The following is a 15,287-nucleotide window of genomic DNA, read 5'->3' as shown; positions in this document are numbered from 1 at the left end:
AACCTGACCGGTCTCGCCTCGTATGACTTCAGTGAAAGACGTTGCACAACTGGCCGGTGTGTCCTTGATGACGGTTTCCAGAGCGCTCAACAATCCGGAAAAATTGAGCCCCGAAACCTATCAGCGGGTACGTCGCGCCATTGATGAACTGCAATTCGTACCGAGCCTGTCGGCGCGCAAGATTCGCGGCGACAACCTCCAGACACGAACCATCGGTGTATTCGCTCTGGACACAGCGACCACACCGTTTGCCGTCGAGCTGCTGCTGTCCATCGAACAGACTGCGCAGCAAGCCGGCTGGAATGTCTTTATCCTTAACCTGCTAAGCAACCCGCCTACCGACCAGAACATCGACCTGATGTTGTCGCACCGCCCTGACGGGTTGATTTTCAGTGCCATGGGATTGCGCCAGGTGTGCATTCCCGACCGATTGAAGAGCAAACCCTTGGTACTCGCCAATTGCCTGGCGGATGACAGTCACCTGACCAGCTATGTGCCTGACGACGAAACCGGCCAGTATCGAGCCGTACATCACGCCTTGAGCCAAGGCTATCAGCGTCCCCTGTTTATCAATCTGCCACAAAAGAGTCTGGCCTGGGGGCTACGGCAAAAAGGCACGCAGCGTGCTTGTCAGGCATTCGGACTGGCGCCTGACGCACTCCTGCAGTACGACCTGTCCGATCATGATGCCTATGGTGAAACCGCAGCCATCCTCGACCGGCACATCACTGATGGTCGCCCCCAATTCGACATCCTGATCTGTGGCAACGACCGCATTGCTTTGTGTGCCTATCAGGTGTTGTTGGGCCGCGGTCTGAAAATTCCAGGCGATGTCGCCGTGCTCGGCTACGACAACATGATCGGTATTGCCGAGCTGTTCATCCCGCCGCTGACCACGGTGCAACTGCCGTACTACGAGATCGGTCGCAAGGCTGCCCGGCACTTGATCGACACCCTCGAGGAACCGGGAGCTCAGCCAGTGGATTGTCCATTGGTGATCAGGGCATCATTATAAGAATGAGGTAACAGTACGCTCGCTTGCTTTCGGTTTTGCGCTTGGTTAAGTGCAATAGCCATTCGTTACTGGATCAACTTGGCGCTGATCCAGCATAACCCCCTATTGCCAAGCGAGATGCCCGCCCTCATAGAACTGCACATAACTCGTTGAATTAGCAGGGCCCCTGTGGGAGCGGCTTTAGCCGCGAACACCGGCGCAGCCGGTGCCATGCACCGCGTTGGATTCTTCGCGGCTAAAGCCGCTCCCACAGGATGCACGGACCGCTTGCGAATTCAGTTCTCTATGCGACAGCGCAGCCCAAAGGGCTGGGCCAGCTCCCACAGGATTTCCATAGACTCTGAAGTTGCGAAACACCTGCGAAAGCGCTAAGAGGCCAGTAAAGGCAACCCGTCAAAGAGAGGGGGGCGCAACCTCAACAGGCTGGACTTCCTGCTGCACCTCGATCGGCGCAGCCTCCGCTGGCGGCGCCAGCGGCTGCGAACCCTGGCTGTCATCCACCACCGGCGCGGCTACCGCCTCGCTGGCCGGGGCAACGGCCGCTGGCGCTGGCGCAACCTCAGCCACAGGCGCAGCTGCCGGTGCCACCGGCGCCACCGCGGCCTGCTCCGGCAGCCCCAAGGCAGCCGCCGGCGCTTCAACCTTTGGCGCAGGCTCCTCGACCTTGACCTTGCTCTCCTGCTTCGGCTTGGGCTTTGGCAGGTAGCTCTCCACCAGGGCGAAATAGCGGTCATAGAACTGCGCCGCCGTCACCGTCTCGCTGGCCACCTTGACCATCGAGTCGTCGCTGGAGCCGATCGGCATCGACACCGACCCCAGCACACCCACGCCCAGGCTGGCGGAGGTGTTGGACTTTTTCAGCGCATAGCGGTCCTGCAGGGCGTTGGCGAACATGGTCGAGCGCTGCTCGTCGCTCACATCTGGCGCGCAGGTGACGTTGAAGCTGATCTGCAGGTGGTTCTCGCTGTTCTGCTGGAAGCTCTTGTTGCCCACCACCTGGTTGGCGCCGCTGCTGGTGATGATGTAGCCCTGGCTGAGCAAGGCACGCCGGGCGGCCTCGCAGGAGCCGGCATCGCTCACCGGGAAGCTGCGCGAGAAAGTACCCGAGTCATCGAAGTTCTCGTGCTCGTAGACGGCAGCTTTTTTCGAGGAACAACCGGTCACGCCCGCCAGCACCAGGGCCAGCCCGAGCGCACCAAAGACGGAAGATCTGGTCATTGCGAATTCCGGGTAAGTCGAGAAGGTGCCTATTGTGCAACACAGCAGGCAGGCACAGGAACCGTTGATCGGTGAAGAGTCTGTCAGGTTCGTGTAAATCTGGGTCAAGGCCGGCAATTGCCAGGCGCAAAAAACGAAAAAAGCGACCCTAAGGTCGCTTTCTCGTGGCTTCGAAGCGTTCAAGGGGCCTCGAAGCAAATATGGCGCAGCGGACGGGACTCGAACCCGCGACCCCCGGCGTGACAGGCCGGTATTCTAACCGACTGAACTACCGCTGNGGCGCAGCGGACGGGACTCGAACCCGCGACCCCCGGCGTGACAGGCCGGTATTCTAACCGACTGAACTACCGCTGCGTATCATTCAGGCTTACGCCCGATTGAAACCTGGGTCTACCCTTGCGGCGCGGTGGCCTCAGGACAGGCACAAAAAAAGCGATAACATGATCGCTTCTCTTGTGTTTGCTTCAAGGTGTTCATGGGACCTTGAAACGAAGATGGCGCAGCGGACGGGACTCGAACCCGCGACCCCCGGCGTGACAGGCCGGTATTCTAACCGACTGAACTACCGCTGNGGCGCAGCGGACGGGACTCGAACCCGCGACCCCCGGCGTGACAGGCCGGTATTCTAACCGACTGAACTACCGCTGCGTATCGTTCAGGCTTGCGCCCGATTGAAACTGGGATCAGCCCAAGGCGTTTTGCCTTGTGGCTTCAGACCGGTGCCAGGCACCCATCTGTCATTGAAAATGGCGCAGCGGACGGGACTCGAACCCGCGACCCCCGGCGTGACAGGCCGGTATTCTAACCGACTGAACTACCGCTGNGGCGCAGCGGACGGGACTCGAACCCGCGACCCCCGGCGTGACAGGCCGGTATTCTAACCGACTGAACTACCGCTGCGCAGTGCGTTCCTCTCTGGCTATCGGCTTCTTGCGAAACCTGATGCACCAGGAACATCTCAAGAAGTGGTGGGTGATGACGGGATCGAACCGCCGACCCTCTGCTTGTAAGGCAGATGCTCTCCCGGCTGAGCTAATCACCCTCGCGATGTTGCTTGTTGCGTTTGCTTCGCTGAGGCCGCGAAATTTACGCAGGTGGCGATGCTAAGTCAATAGCCCCATTGAATTTTTTTCAAAAAAGACAAAATTTGCCGTGCTGGCCCGTGTCGGCCTCTTCGCGGGTAAACCCGCTCCCACAGGGACCGCACAGTTATCAAATGCTGCGCAATTACTGTGGGAGCGGGTTTACCCGAGAAGAGGCCGCTGCAGGATAAGCAAGGTGCTCAGGTATAGATCATCTTGCGGGTCATGCCGCCATCGACCACGAACTCCTGGCCGGTGACGAACGCCGCCTGACGCGACAACAGCCAGGCGACCATGGCCGCCACGTCTTCCACCGTCCCTACCCTGCCCGTCGGGTGCTGGGCATGGTCCGCCTCGGTCAACGGTTCGGCACGGCGCTGCGACGGGTCACGGGCATCGATCCAGCCCGGGCTCACCGCATTGACGCGGATCTCCGGGCCCAGGCTCATGGCCAGGGCATGGGTCAAGGCCACCAGGCCGCCCTTGCTCGCCGCGTAGGCCTCGGTATCGGGCTCGGACTGCCGCGCCCGGGTGGAGGTGAGATTGACGATCGCCCCGTTGTGCGCACGCAGGTACGGCGCACAATGCTTGGCCAGCAACATCGGGCCGTTGAGGTTGACCGCCAGCACCCGATTCCACTGCACCAGGCTCAGGCTTTCCAGGGTCTGGTTATGCGGGTTGGCGATAGCCGCGTTGCACACCAGCGCGTCCAGGCGACCAAACTGCCCCAGCACCTCGGACACCCCGGCGCTGACCTGGCCCTCGTCGGCAACGTCCATGGTGATGAACCAGGCATTGTCACCCAGGGCCTTGGCCGCCCTGGCGCCGCGCTGGCGGTCGAGGTCGCTGAGCACTACCTGCCAGCCTTCGCAGATCAACCAGGCGGCAATGCCCAGGCCGATGCCGCGCGCGGCACCGGTCACCAGGGCTACCCGGCCGTTGTGGCCGGGCGTACCACCGCCGATTTCGATCACAGTGCCGCCAACCCGCGCGCCAGGTCGGCCTGCAGATCGGCTACATCTTCCAGGCCCACGGCAACGCGGATCAGGCTGTCGCGGATACCCGCGGCTTCACGCTCCTGCGGCGTCAGACGGCCGTGGGAGGTGGTGGCCGGGTGGGCGATGGTGGTCTTGCTGTCACCCAGGTTGGTGGTGATGGAAATCACCCGGGTGGCGTCGATGAAGCGCCACGCGCCTTCTTTGCCACCCTTGACCTCGAAGCTGACCACCGCACCGAAGCCACTCATCTGGCGCTTGGCCAGTTCGTGCTGCGGATGGCTCGGCAGACCGGCGTAATGCACCTTCTCCACGCCCTCCTGCTGCTCCAGCCACTCGGCCAGTACCTGGGCGCTTTCGCAATGCGCACGCATGCGCAGGCGCAGGGTTTCCAGGCCCTTGGTGAAGATCCAGGCGTTGAACGGGCTGAGGGTCGGGCCTGCGGTACGCAGGAAGCCCACCACTTCTTTCATCTGCTCGGCACGGCCGGCAACCACGCCCCCCATGCAGCGGCCCTGGCCGTCGATGAACTTGGTGGCCGAGTGGAACACGATGTCGGCACCCAGCCTCAGCGGCTGCTGCAACGCCGGGGTGCTGAAGCAGTTGTCCACCACCAGCATGGCACCGCGGGCATGGGCGATTTCGCTGAGAGCGGTGATATCGACCAGCTCGGCCAGCGGGTTGGACGGCGATTCGACGATCAACAGCCTGGTGTTGGCCTTGATGGCCTTTTCCCAGCCGGCGAGGTCGACCAGTGGCACGTAGTCCACCTGCACGCCAAAGCGCTTGAAGTACTTCTCGAACAGGCTGATGGTCGAGCCGAACACGCTCTGCGACACCAGCACATGGTCACCGGCACTGCACAGCGACATCACCACGGCGAGGATCGCCGCCATGCCGGTGGAGGTGCCCACGGCCTGCTCGGCGCCTTCCATGGCGGCCAGGCGCTCCTCGAAGGCACGCACCGACGGGTTGGTGTAGCGCGAATAGACGTTGCCCGGCGTTTCGCCAGCAAAGCGTGCGGCCGCGTCGGCAGCCGTGCGGAACACATAGCTGGAGGTCAGGAACAGCGCTTCGCTGTGCTCGGCCTCCGGTGTACGGTTTTGACCGGCGCGCACCGCCAGGGTGTCGAAACCGACACCCTCGAGGTCACTGTCCAGTCGCCCGGCATCCCATTGATCCGTCATGCCGTCGCTCCCGAAATCAGTTGTTGTAGAGGTCGATGATCGCGCTGACCGCCTGGTTCTTGACCTTGGCCAGGTCGTTACGAGCCTGCTCGATGCGCTCAAGGTAGGCTTCGTCGATATCGCCGGTGACGTACTCACCGTTGAATACCGCGCAATCGAAGTGGTCGATCTTGATCTTGCCGCCACCGACCGAATCGATCAGGTCCGGCAGGTCCTGGTAGACCAGCCAGTCGGCACCAATCAACTCGGCCACTTGTTCGGTGGTACGGTTGTGGGCGATCAGTTCGTGGACACTCGGCATGTCGATGCCGTAGACGTTGGGGTAACGCACCGCAGGGGCTGCGGAGCAGAAGTAGACATTCTTGGCGCCGGCTTCGCGGGCCATCTGGATGATCTGCTTGCAGGTGGTGCCGCGCACGATCGAGTCGTCTACCAGCATCACGTTCTTGCCGCGGAACTCCAGCTCGATGGCGTTGAGCTTCTGGCGTACCGATTTCTTGCGCGCGGCCTGGCCGGGCATGATGAAGGTACGGCCGATGTAACGGTTCTTGACGAAACCTTCGCGGAACTTCACACCCAGGCGGTTGGCCAGCTCCAGGGCCGCGGTGCGGCTGGTATCCGGGATCGGGATGACCACGTCGATGTCGTGTTCAGGGCGCTCGCGCATGATCTTGTCGGCCAGTTTTTCACCCATGCGCAGACGGGCCTTGTACACCGACACGCCATCCATGATCGAGTCCGGGCGGGCCAGGTAGACATGCTCGAAGATGCACGGTTGCAGCTTCGGTGCTTCGGCGCACTGCTTGGTGTACAGCTGGCCTTCTTCGGTGATGTACACCGCTTCGCCCGGCGCCAGGTCGCGGATCAGGGTGAAGCCGAGCACGTCCAGGGCGACGCTTTCCGAGGCGATCATGTATTCCACGCCTTCGTCAGTGTGACGCTGGCCGAACACCACCGGGCGGATGCCGTTGGGGTCACGGAAGCCGACGATGCCATAGCCGGTGATCATCGCCACCACGGCGTAACCGCCGACGCAGCGGCTGTGTACGTGGGAAACCGCGGCGAACACGTCTTCTTCGGTCGGCTGCAGCTTGCCACGCACCGCCAGTTCATGGGCGAACACGTTCAGCAGCACTTCCGAGTCGGAGTTGGTGTTGACGTGGCGCAGGTCGGACTCGTAGATCTCCTTGGCCAGCTGCTCGACGTTGGTCAGGTTGCCGTTGTGTGCCAGGGTGATGCCGTACGGCGAGTTGACGTAGAACGGCTGGGCCTCGGCCGAGGTCGAGCTGCCCGCGGTCGGGTAGCGCACGTGGCCAATGCCGATGTTACCGACCAGGCGCTGCATGTGGCGCTGCTGGAAGACATCGCGCACCAGGCCATTATCCTTGCGCAGGAACAACCGGCCGTCATGGCTGGTCACGATACCGGCAGCGTCCTGGCCGCGGTGCTGGAGGACCGTAAGCGCGTCATACAGCGCCTGATTGACGTTCGACTTACCGACGATACCGACGATGCCACACATGCGACGCAACCCCTACTTTGACGAAACTTGAGTGAATAGCGCTCAGGGCTTTGCCGGCCCGAGCAACTGTTCCTTGAACGGAAGATCAGCCGGAGTGCCGATCAGCCCACTGGGCGTCCACTGGCCGGTAAAACCCAGGATCAGGTTTTTCGACCAGTCGGCGACCAAGAGAAATTGTGGTATCAGGCGTGATTCCTGCCACCAGGTGTCTTGTTGAACCGGCCCCAGGCTGATCAGCCCGATGGCCACCACCACCAGCAAGGCCCCGCGCGCAGCACCAAAGGCCATGCCCAGGAAACGATCGGTGCCGGACAGCCCGGTCACGCGGATCAGCTCGCCGATGAGGAAGTTGATCATGGCCCCCACCAGCAAGGTGGCGACGAAAAGAATGGCGCAGCCGGCGATGACGCGCATCGACGGTGTCTGGATGTAGCTTTCAAGATACACCGAGAGCGAACCGCCGAACATCCAGGCAACCGCACCGGCAATGATCCAGATGAGCAAGGACAAGGCTTCCTTGACGAAGCCGCGCTTGAGACTGATCAGTGTGGAGACGGCGATGATCGCGATGATCGCCCAATCAACCAAGGTAAATGCCACGGTGCTGCCTGCAGACGTTTGAGGCGGCGCATTTTACCAGAGCGGCAGGGGCTTGGGTAAGCGGAATGTCAGACGGATTTGGTGTTGGCTTCATCGCCGGCAAGCCGGCTCCCACAGGACTGCACAGGCCTTGAGAGCAGTGCGGTCGAGGTGGGAGCGGGCTTGCCGGCGATGGGCGGCAAAGCCGCCTCCCTGCAATCTCAGCTACGTTCGGGCTGGAAGCGCACCACAAAGCCCTTGAGGCTGTTCTGGCGATTGATGGCGTCACGCACGCGCTCGGCCTCGGTGCGCTCGATCAGCGGCCCGACGTACACCCGGTTCATGCCACCCGCCGAGCGGATATAGGCGTTGTAACCCTGGCTACGCAGCGTTTGCTGGAGCTTTTCGGCACCGGCACGGTTGGACAGGCTGGCCAGCTGGATCGACCAACTGACCGGCAGGCCGTTGACGTCGATCTTCGACGGCGATGCTGGAGCAGTCGGCTTGGCCACCGGCGCGGCCGGCGCTGGCGTAGCGACAGGCTTGGGCTCGACCTTGGCCACGGGCGCCTGCGGCTGGGTCTGCGGCGACGGTGTAATCGGCTGGCTGGGCGCGCTCGCCGGCGCAGTGGACTCGTCCACTACCACTGGTGGCTGTTGCGGCTCTTGCGCAATGGCCTGCGGCTCCGGCACGGCGACCGGCTCCACCTTCACTTCCGGCAGGCTTGGCATGGCCGGCGCCTGCGGGGCCTCGACGTGCACCTGGCGCATCTCGTCCTGGCGGGTGAACAGCATCGGCAGGAAAATCACCGCCAGCGCCACCAGCACCAACGCACCCACCATGCGCTGTTTCATCCCTTTATCCAGCACTGCCATCTACTCCACCCTCCTGGGCGTGCCGCTCCAGCCATTCCAGTGCCTGGGCAACACAGAAAAACGAACCGAACAGCACGATCTGGTCATCCGCCGTCGCCTGCGCGCATTGCCCTTCAAGAGCGGCGTCAACGCTGGCATAAGACTTCACCGCGGCGCCAACGTTCGTCAAGGCCGTGGCCAGCTCCGCAGCCGGGCGGCTACGCGGGGTATCCAGGGGTGCCACCGCCCAGTCGTCGACCAGGCCCTGCAGCGGCGCGACAACGCCGTCCAGGTCCTTGTCGGCGAGCAGGCCGAACACCGCCAGGCGGCGCCCCTTGAGTGGCCGGGCCGCCAGGCGCCGGGCCAGGTACTCCGCGGCATGCGGGTTGTGCCCGACATCCAGCAACAGCTCCACCGGCTTGCCCTGCCAGCTCAGCAGGCGACGGTCGAGACGGCCGGTGATGCGAGTATCCAGCAACGCCTGGCGAATCTGCCCGGCGTCCCAGGGCAGGCCCATCAGCAGGTAGGCCTGCAGGGCCAGCGTGGCGTTTTCCATGGGCAGGTCGAGCAAAGGCAGGTCACGCAGCTCGACCTGCGCACCATCAGCCGCAGTACCCCGCCAGCTCCAGTGGCCATCGGCACTGGCCAGGTCGAAGTCACGCCCACGCAGGAACAGCGGCGCAGCCAGTTCGGCGGCCTTGTCCAGCAGCGGCCGGGGCGGATCCAGGTCACCGCACAGTGCCGGCTTGCCCTGACGGAAGATGCCGGCCTTCTCGAAGGCCACCAACTCGCGGGTATCACCCAGGTAATCGACATGGTCGACACCGATGCTGGTCACCAGGGCCAGGTCGGCATCCACCACGTTCACGGTGTCCAGGCGCCCCCCAAGGCCCACTTCCAGTACCACGGCATCCAGTTGCGACTGGTAGAACAACCAGAACGCAGCCAGGGTGCCCATCTCGAAATAGGTCAGGGAGATTTCGCCCCGCGCCGCCTCGACGGCGGCGAAGGCTGCACACAGGCGCTCATCGCTGGCCTCCTGACCATCGAGCAGCACCCGCTCGTTGTAACGCAACAGGTGCGGCGAGCTGTACACGCCCACCTTGAGCCCCTGGGCACGCAGCAGCGAGGCCACGAAGGCGCAGGTCGAGCCCTTGCCGTTAGTGCCGGTCACCGTCACCACGCGTGGCGCCAGCTTGCCCAGCGCCAGCCGGGCAAGCACCTTCTGCGACCGCTCCAGGCCCATGTCGATGGCCGAGGGGTGCAACTGCTCGAGGTAGGCGAGCCATTCGCCCAGGGATCGTTGTTTCATCACGCGACGGCAGCCGCCTCACGCGCTTGCTCCGGGGTTTCCTGGCCAGTCATCTGCGCCAGCAGGCGGGCCAGACGCGGGCGCAGTTCGCCACGGGAGATGATCAGGTCGATGGCGCCGTGCTCCAGCAGGAACTCGCTGCGCTGGAAGCCTTCTGGCAGCTTCTCGCGCACGGTCTGCTCGATCACGCGCGGACCGGCGAAACCGATCAGTGCCTTCGGCTCGCCGACGATCACGTCACCGAGCATGGCCAGGCTGGCGGAAACACCACCGTACACCGGGTCGGTCAGTACCGAGATGAACGGGATGCCTTCTTCGCGCAAGCGTGCCAGCACGGCCGAGGTCTTGGCCATCTGCATCAGCGAAATCAGCGCTTCCTGCATGCGCGCACCGCCAGAAGCGGAGAAGCACACCATTGGGCAGCGGTGTTCCAGGGCATAGTTGGCCGCGCGCACGAAGCGCTCGCCGACGATGGCGCCCATGGAACCGCCCATGAACGAGAACTCGAAGGCGCTGACCACGATCGGCATGCCCATCAGGGTGCCGCTCATGGAGATCAGGGCGTCCTTCTCGCCGGTCTGCTTCTGCGCGCCGGTCAGGCGGTCCTTGTACTTCTTGCCATCACGGAACTTCAGGCGGTCGACCGGCTCCAGGTCGACACCCAGTTCGGCACGGCCGTCGGCGTCGAGGAAGATGTCGATGCGCGCACGTGCGCCGATGCGCATGTGGTGGTTGCACTTGGGACAGACATCCAGGGTCTTTTCCAGCTCCGGACGATACAGCACGGCCTCGCAGGCCGGGCATTTGTGCCACAGGCCTTCAGGCACCGAGCTCTTCTTCACCTCGGAACGCATGATCGAAGGGATCAGTTTGTCGACTAACCAGTTGCTCATGCTTTCTTTCTCCAGTATCGGCAGACGGGGGCCGGTGTCGCCGGCCCTACCCTGCCCTTGAGCTCAAAATCTTTTATGAAACGATGATGGACCGGCCGCCGGGACTTCCGGCGCGCCAGCCCACCGCTAATGTGTTGTTCTGCCGCCACAGGCGGCGGCCCCACAGGGCTGCGAAAGCTATGGACGATGGCGCGCAGCCTGCCGTCACATCTGCCATCACGCCTGTTTCACCGCACGTATGAAGGCCTCGATCTTCGCCGCGTCCTTGATGCCCTTGGCTTGCTCCACGCCGCCACTGACATCCACCGCGTATGGCCGCACCTGGGCGATGGCCTGGCCGACATTGTCGGCAGACAACCCGCCCGCCAGAATGATCGGCTTGCTCAGGCGCGCCGGCACCAGCGACCAGTCGAACGCTTCACCGGTGCCTCCGGGCACGCCCGGCACATAGGTGTCCAGCAGGATGCCGCGGGCACCAGCGTAAAGCTGGCAGGCCGCCTCCAGGTCGTCGCCCGGGCGCACCCGCAGGGCCTTGATCCAGGGGCGCTGGTAGCCTTCGCAGTCCGGCGGGGTTTCGTCGCCGTGGAACTGTAGCAGGTCCAGCGGAACCACTTCGAGGATCTCGTTCAGCTCGCAGCGCGAAGCGTTGACGAACAGCCCGACCGTGGTCACGAACGGCGGCAGCTCGGCAATGATCGCTCGCGCCTGGCGCACGTCCACGGCGCGCGGGCTCTTGGCATAGAAGACCAGGCCAATGGCATCGGCACCCGCTTCGGCAGCGGCCAGTGCGTCTTCGATGCGGGTAATCCCGCAGATCTTGCTGCGAACATTGCTCATGGACAGCGAACCCTGCTTGTTACGATGAAAGGCCGGATGTTAGCAAATGACTTTTCGCCCGTCAGTCTGCCAATGCCTCGTAACCGGTCAAAAAGTGTGGGCCGATGTAACGCTTGGGCAGCGCGTACTCCTCGGGGTACTCCACCTGCACCAGGTAGAGCCCGTACGGGTGCGCCGTGACGCCGCCTGCGCGACGGTTGCGCCCTTCCAGCACCTCACGCGCCCAGGTGACCGGGCGCTCGCCGGCACCAATGGTCATCAGTACACCGGCAATGTTACGCACCATGTGGTGCAGGAAGGCAGTGGCACGCACGTCCAGCACGATCATCTGACCATGGCGGGTGACGCGCAGGTGGTAGATGTGCTTGATCGGCGACTTGGCCTGGCACTGGCTGGCGCGGAAGGCACTGAAGTCATGGGTACCGAGCAGGCATTGCGCAGCTTCGGCCATGCGTTCGACATCCAGCGGGCGGTGGTTCCAGGTAACTTCCTCGGCCAGGTGGGCCGGGCGGATCGGGTCGTTGTAGATGACGTAGCGGTAACGCCGCGCGCAGGCCTTGAAACGGGCATGGAAGTCGGCCGGCATCGGCCGCGACCAGACCACGCTGATGTCATGGGGCAGGTTGAAGTTGGTGCCCATGGTCCAGGCGCGCTCGTCGCGCACGGCGCGGGTGTCAAAGTGCACGACCTGCCCGCAGCCATGCACGCCGGCGTCGGTGCGCCCGGCGCAGATTACCGAGATCGGCTCGTTGGCCACCTTGGACAGCGCCTGCTCCAGGGCCTGCTGGACACTGGGCACGCCACTGGCCTGGCGCTGCCAGCCACGGTAGCGCGCACCTTTGTATTCCACGCCCAGGGCGATGCGGGAGTAGCCTTCGGCCGCGGACTCGGCGGCGGTGTCGATGATGTCCAAGAGCATGAAACCTGTGGGGTGTACGGAATGGCGGGGATTATAACGACAACGGCAGCCGTGTAGGGCTGCCGTTGAATGTGCGCTAGATTTGCTGGCCTCTTCGCGGGTAAACCCGCTCCCACAGGTGAGCCACAGGATCTGCAATCTGTGGGACTCCTGTGGGAGCGGGTTTACCCGCGAAGAGACCTGTGCAGGCAACCTCAAACCAGTCGGGAAAGCATGTCCTCGGCTTCCTGACGCTGGCTGTCGTCGCCATCCTTGACCACTTCATCGAGGATGTCGCGTGCGCCCTGGTTGTCGCCCATGTCGATATAGGCGCGGGCCAGGTCAAGCTTGGTGGCCACTTCGTCGCTGCCGGAGAAGAAGTCGAAGTCCAGGTCGTCCAGTGGCTCGGGCTGGGCAGCCGCGTCTTCGCTGGTAAAGTGCGGCTCCAGCGACGGCGATTCGAGGCTCTGCGACAGCTTGTCCAGTTCGGCGTTGACGTCGCTCAGCTCCGAAGCAAAGCTCTTGGCCGCCGGCGAATCGTCTTCCAGCGACAACGACAGGTCGAAGTCGGACGGCAGGTCGAACTCGGAAAGCGGGTCGAACGCTGGCTCGCTGTCGAAGGCAGCCAGCTCCGCAGCGACATCCACCGGGGTTTCGTCGACCGCAGCCGGGGCAACCGGTTCGCTGATATCGAGGTCGAAATCGGACAGGTCCACCGCGGGCTGTGGCTCGGCCTGGGCCAGCATGACCTCGAAATCGGCATCGGCGTCGGCCTGTAGCTCGGCATCCACGGCAAACGGCTCTTCTTCCGGCTGAGCGGCTTGCAGCACAGGCTCATCCAGTACCGGCTCGTCGAGTACAGATTGCTGCGTCACTGGTTCGTCCAGCAGCGGCGCTGCCAGCGGGTCTTCCTCGGGCAGGTCTTCCCCCAGGCTCAAGTCGAAGGCACTGTCCAGGCCCTGCTCGTCCAGGCCCGGTGCATCGAGGGTCGGCACATCGTCGAAGGCATCCAGCTCAATTTCAGGCTCAAGTGCCGCCTCAGGCTCCGCTTGCGCGACCGCCACTGGCTCAACCGCCACCTCCGGCTCAAACGCCGGCACATGCTCGGGCGCCACATCGGCGACCACTGGCGCTTCCGGCTGATCCTGCAGCAGCTCCTGCACGTACTGCTCATCCATCTGGGCAGCCAGGGCCGTCGCCCCCAGGCCGGCAGCGGCCAGGCCGAGCATGGCCGGGTAGCGCTCTTTCAGCCCGGCCACCGCTGCGCTGTTCTGCTCGCTGGCGGGTAGCTTGCGCTCCTGCTCGATGAACGCGCTCTGGTCACCCTGGCGGGCGTACACATCCATCAGTTTCAGGCGCAGGTCGTCACGCTGTGGCGCGGTGGCCACGGCAGGCTCCAGCAGGTCGGTAGCGCGGTTCAGGCGCCCCTCGGCCAGGCATTGCTCGACCTCCGCCAGCAGCGCGGCATGCGGGTCGGCTTGCGGTTCAGGCTGCGCGTCGACTGCCGGTTTTTCCGCGGCGGCGGCGGCAGCAGCCGAAGCGGCGACCACGGCCGGCGACAGGGTCACACTCGCTGCCGAGGCCTCAACGCCATCGAGGCTTGCGCCATCGCTGTCGAAGCCTGCGCCCTGCTCTTCTTCCAGCGCCCGCGCCATGCGCAGGTGCTTTTCAGCCTCCTGCTGAGCCTTGCGCTTGCGCGCCAGAAGCAACAGCAGAAGCAGCAGGACAAGGAAGGCGCTACCGGCGATCAGCCCAAGCAGCAGCGGGTTGCCCATGATTTCGTCGACCACGCTGCCGGCAGGTGCGGTATCGACGGCAGCGGGCGCAGGCTTGACTACCGGCTGGGCCGGGGCGGCCGCCCCTTGGGCTTCAAGGCGGGCCAGTTGGCTGTTCTTCAGCTCGATCAGACGCTGCAGCTTGTCCAGCTGGCTCTGCAGGTCGGCCATGCGGCTCTTGAGTTCTTCGTTATCGCGACGGCTGGTGTCCAGGCTTTCCTGGGCCACCGCCAGTTTGTCGTTGAGGGCCTTGGCCTGATCGGCACCGGCCTGGTTGCCCGGGCTGACCAGGCGCAAGTTGTCGCCCTGGGCGATACGCGCCGGCGCTGCCTCGGCGGCACCACGACGGGTAGCGTCCAACTGGCGGGCCCGCGGGCCCAGGCGGCGACCTTCACGCCAGGCGGCATACTGCTCGGCCACCTCAGCGGTCGCCTCGCCCTGCGGGATATTCTGGATCTGCTGCTGGTCGGGCAGGCGCAGCACCTGGCCAACCTTCAGCTGGTTGATGTTGTTGCCGATGAAGGCGTCCGGGTTCAGCGCCTGGATCGCGATCATGGTCTGCTGGATCGAGCCACCCTGGGTGTTGCGCGCGGCGATCTGCCACAAGGTGTCGCGGCGCTGGGTGGTGTAGCTGCCGGCACCGGTCACCGCCGGCGCGACATTACCCGCCGCCGGCTGGTCGCCCTGGGCCTTGGCCTGGTCGAGCAGCACGCTGTAGTCACGCAGCAGGCGGCCCTGCGGCCACATCACCTGGACCAGGAACTTTACCACCGGCCCCGGCAGCGGCTGGCTGGAGGTAACCCGCAGCACGCTCTTGCCGTTGGGGTTGATCACCGGCGTGAAGGTGAGGTCTTCGAGGTAAGTCGGCAGCGCCACCCCGGCCTTGCTGAACTCTTCCGGCGGCGCCAGGCTCGGCGCCACTTCGGCGGCGGTGAGGTCGCGCACGTCGAGCAGTTCGATCTCGGCGTCCAGCGGCTGATTCTGTGCCGACTTGAGGGTCAGCTCCCCCAGGCCCAGGGCATTCGCCATACCCGACGACAGCGCCGATGCTGCAGCCATGGCCAGAACCAGTTTGCGAATTCGAAGCATGACCTCTTCCCTTGTATAAAGCGTCCTGAAA

12 protein-coding genes and 4 tRNA genes are annotated in these 15,287 nt (G+C 64.0%); 1 reads left to right on the top strand and 15 read right to left on the bottom strand.

The window, feature by feature from the left end:
* Window positions 1–22 precede the first annotated feature (22 nt).
* Window positions 23–1,015: a LacI family DNA-binding transcriptional regulator gene (locus FQ664_RS10215; RefSeq protein WP_144171809.1), complete on the top strand. Its 993-nt coding sequence runs from the start codon at window positions 23–25 to the stop codon at window positions 1,013–1,015.
* A gap of 393 nt (window positions 1,016–1,408) precedes the next feature.
* Here FQ664_RS10215 and FQ664_RS10210 read toward each other — a convergent pair whose 3' ends face one another.
* From FQ664_RS10210 to FQ664_RS10125, 15 genes are all read right to left on the bottom strand, one after another.
* Window positions 1,409–2,233, bottom strand: a complete 825-nt coding sequence (locus tag FQ664_RS10210; RefSeq protein ID WP_144171808.1) for a DUF2242 domain-containing protein — start codon at window positions 2,231–2,233, stop codon at window positions 1,409–1,411.
* 280 nt (window positions 2,234–2,513) lie between these two features.
* Window positions 2,514–2,587 (bottom strand) — tRNA-Asp (locus tag FQ664_RS10200).
* Window positions 2,588–2,807: 220 nt separating this feature from the next.
* Window positions 2,808–2,881: transfer RNA gene (locus FQ664_RS10190), tRNA-Asp, on the bottom strand.
* Window positions 2,882–3,059: 178 nt separating this feature from the next.
* Window positions 3,060–3,133: transfer RNA gene (locus FQ664_RS10180), tRNA-Asp, on the bottom strand.
* Between the two features lie 66 nt (window positions 3,134–3,199).
* Window positions 3,200–3,275: transfer RNA gene (locus tag FQ664_RS10175), tRNA-Val, on the bottom strand.
* Window positions 3,276–3,515: 240 nt separating this feature from the next.
* Window positions 3,516–4,289, bottom strand: a complete 774-nt coding sequence (locus FQ664_RS10170; protein WP_144171807.1) for an SDR family oxidoreductase — start codon at window positions 4,287–4,289, stop codon at window positions 3,516–3,518.
* Window positions 4,286–5,497, bottom strand: coding sequence for an O-succinylhomoserine sulfhydrylase (locus tag FQ664_RS10165; protein WP_144171806.1), 1,212 nt, complete (start codon window positions 5,495–5,497; stop codon window positions 4,286–4,288). Before FQ664_RS10165 ends, FQ664_RS10170 begins: the two co-directional genes overlap by 4 nt.
* Window positions 5,498–5,513: 16 nt before the next feature.
* Entirely contained in the window at window positions 5,514–7,019 is a 1,506-nt protein-coding gene (gene purF, locus FQ664_RS10160) for an amidophosphoribosyltransferase (RefSeq protein WP_144171805.1), read from the bottom strand.
* A 42-nt stretch (window positions 7,020–7,061) separates the two neighbouring features.
* Window positions 7,062–7,619, bottom strand: a complete 558-nt coding sequence (locus tag FQ664_RS10155; protein ID WP_013971612.1) for a CvpA family protein — start codon at window positions 7,617–7,619, stop codon at window positions 7,062–7,064.
* 200 nt (window positions 7,620–7,819) lie between these two features.
* A complete protein-coding gene (locus FQ664_RS10150) occupies window positions 7,820–8,473 on the bottom strand; it encodes an SPOR domain-containing protein (protein WP_144171804.1) in 654 nt (217 codons plus the stop codon).
* The gene (gene folC, locus FQ664_RS10145) at window positions 8,457–9,764 is read right to left on the bottom strand and encodes a bifunctional tetrahydrofolate synthase/dihydrofolate synthase (protein ID WP_144171803.1); all 1,308 of its coding nucleotides are present in this window, start codon (window positions 9,762–9,764) and stop codon (window positions 8,457–8,459) included. Before folC ends, FQ664_RS10150 begins: the two co-directional genes overlap by 17 nt.
* Window positions 9,764–10,657, bottom strand: coding sequence for an acetyl-CoA carboxylase, carboxyltransferase subunit beta (accD, locus tag FQ664_RS10140; RefSeq protein WP_144171802.1), 894 nt, complete (start codon window positions 10,655–10,657; stop codon window positions 9,764–9,766). Before accD ends, folC begins: the two co-directional genes overlap by 1 nt.
* Window positions 10,658–10,873: 216 nt before the next feature.
* Complete coding sequence (locus tag FQ664_RS10135; protein ID WP_144171801.1) at window positions 10,874–11,494, bottom strand: phosphoribosylanthranilate isomerase; 621 nt, start codon at window positions 11,492–11,494, stop codon at window positions 10,874–10,876.
* A 61-nt stretch (window positions 11,495–11,555) separates the two neighbouring features.
* Complete coding sequence (gene truA, locus FQ664_RS10130) at window positions 11,556–12,413, bottom strand: tRNA pseudouridine(38-40) synthase TruA (protein ID WP_144171800.1); 858 nt, start codon at window positions 12,411–12,413, stop codon at window positions 11,556–11,558.
* A gap of 194 nt (window positions 12,414–12,607) precedes the next feature.
* The gene (locus FQ664_RS10125; RefSeq protein ID WP_144171799.1) at window positions 12,608–15,256 is read right to left on the bottom strand and encodes a motility hub landmark protein FimV; all 2,649 of its coding nucleotides are present in this window, start codon (window positions 15,254–15,256) and stop codon (window positions 12,608–12,610) included.
* Window positions 15,257–15,287: the final 31 nt, after the last annotated feature.

Source organism: Pseudomonas persica (genome assembly GCF_900291015.1).
Taxonomy (GTDB): Bacteria; Pseudomonadota; Gammaproteobacteria; order Pseudomonadales; family Pseudomonadaceae; genus Aquipseudomonas.
The sequence above is the reverse complement of the archived record's forward strand: the minus strand, read 5'-3'. Positions and strand labels throughout refer to the sequence as shown.

Excerpts from the sequence above, each read along its gene's own strand:
- FQ664_RS10215 (WP_144171809.1), top strand. The coding sequence starts at position 23 with ATGACTTCAGTGAAAGACGTTGCACAACTGGCCGGTGTGTCCTTGATG.
- FQ664_RS10210 (WP_144171808.1), bottom strand. The coding sequence starts at position 2,233 with ATGACCAGATCTTCCGTCTTTGGTGCGCTCGGGCTGGCCCTGGTGCTG.
- FQ664_RS10165 (WP_144171806.1), bottom strand. The coding sequence starts at position 5,497 with ATGACGGATCAATGGGATGCCGGGCGACTGGACAGTGACCTCGAGGGT.
- purF (WP_144171805.1), bottom strand. The coding sequence starts at position 7,019 with ATGTGTGGCATCGTCGGTATCGTCGGTAAGTCGAACGTCAATCAGGCG.
- FQ664_RS10150 (WP_144171804.1), bottom strand. The coding sequence starts at position 8,473 with ATGGCAGTGCTGGATAAAGGGATGAAACAGCGCATGGTGGGTGCGTTG.
- folC (WP_144171803.1), bottom strand. The coding sequence starts at position 9,764 with ATGAAACAACGATCCCTGGGCGAATGGCTCGCCTACCTCGAGCAGTTG.
- accD (WP_144171802.1), bottom strand. The coding sequence starts at position 10,657 with ATGAGCAACTGGTTAGTCGACAAACTGATCCCTTCGATCATGCGTTCC.
- FQ664_RS10135 (WP_144171801.1), bottom strand. The coding sequence starts at position 11,494 with ATGAGCAATGTTCGCAGCAAGATCTGCGGGATTACCCGCATCGAAGAC.
- truA (WP_144171800.1), bottom strand. The coding sequence starts at position 12,413 with ATGCTCTTGGACATCATCGACACCGCCGCCGAGTCCGCGGCCGAAGGC.
- FQ664_RS10125 (WP_144171799.1), bottom strand. The coding sequence starts at position 15,256 with ATGCTTCGAATTCGCAAACTGGTTCTGGCCATGGCTGCAGCATCGGCG.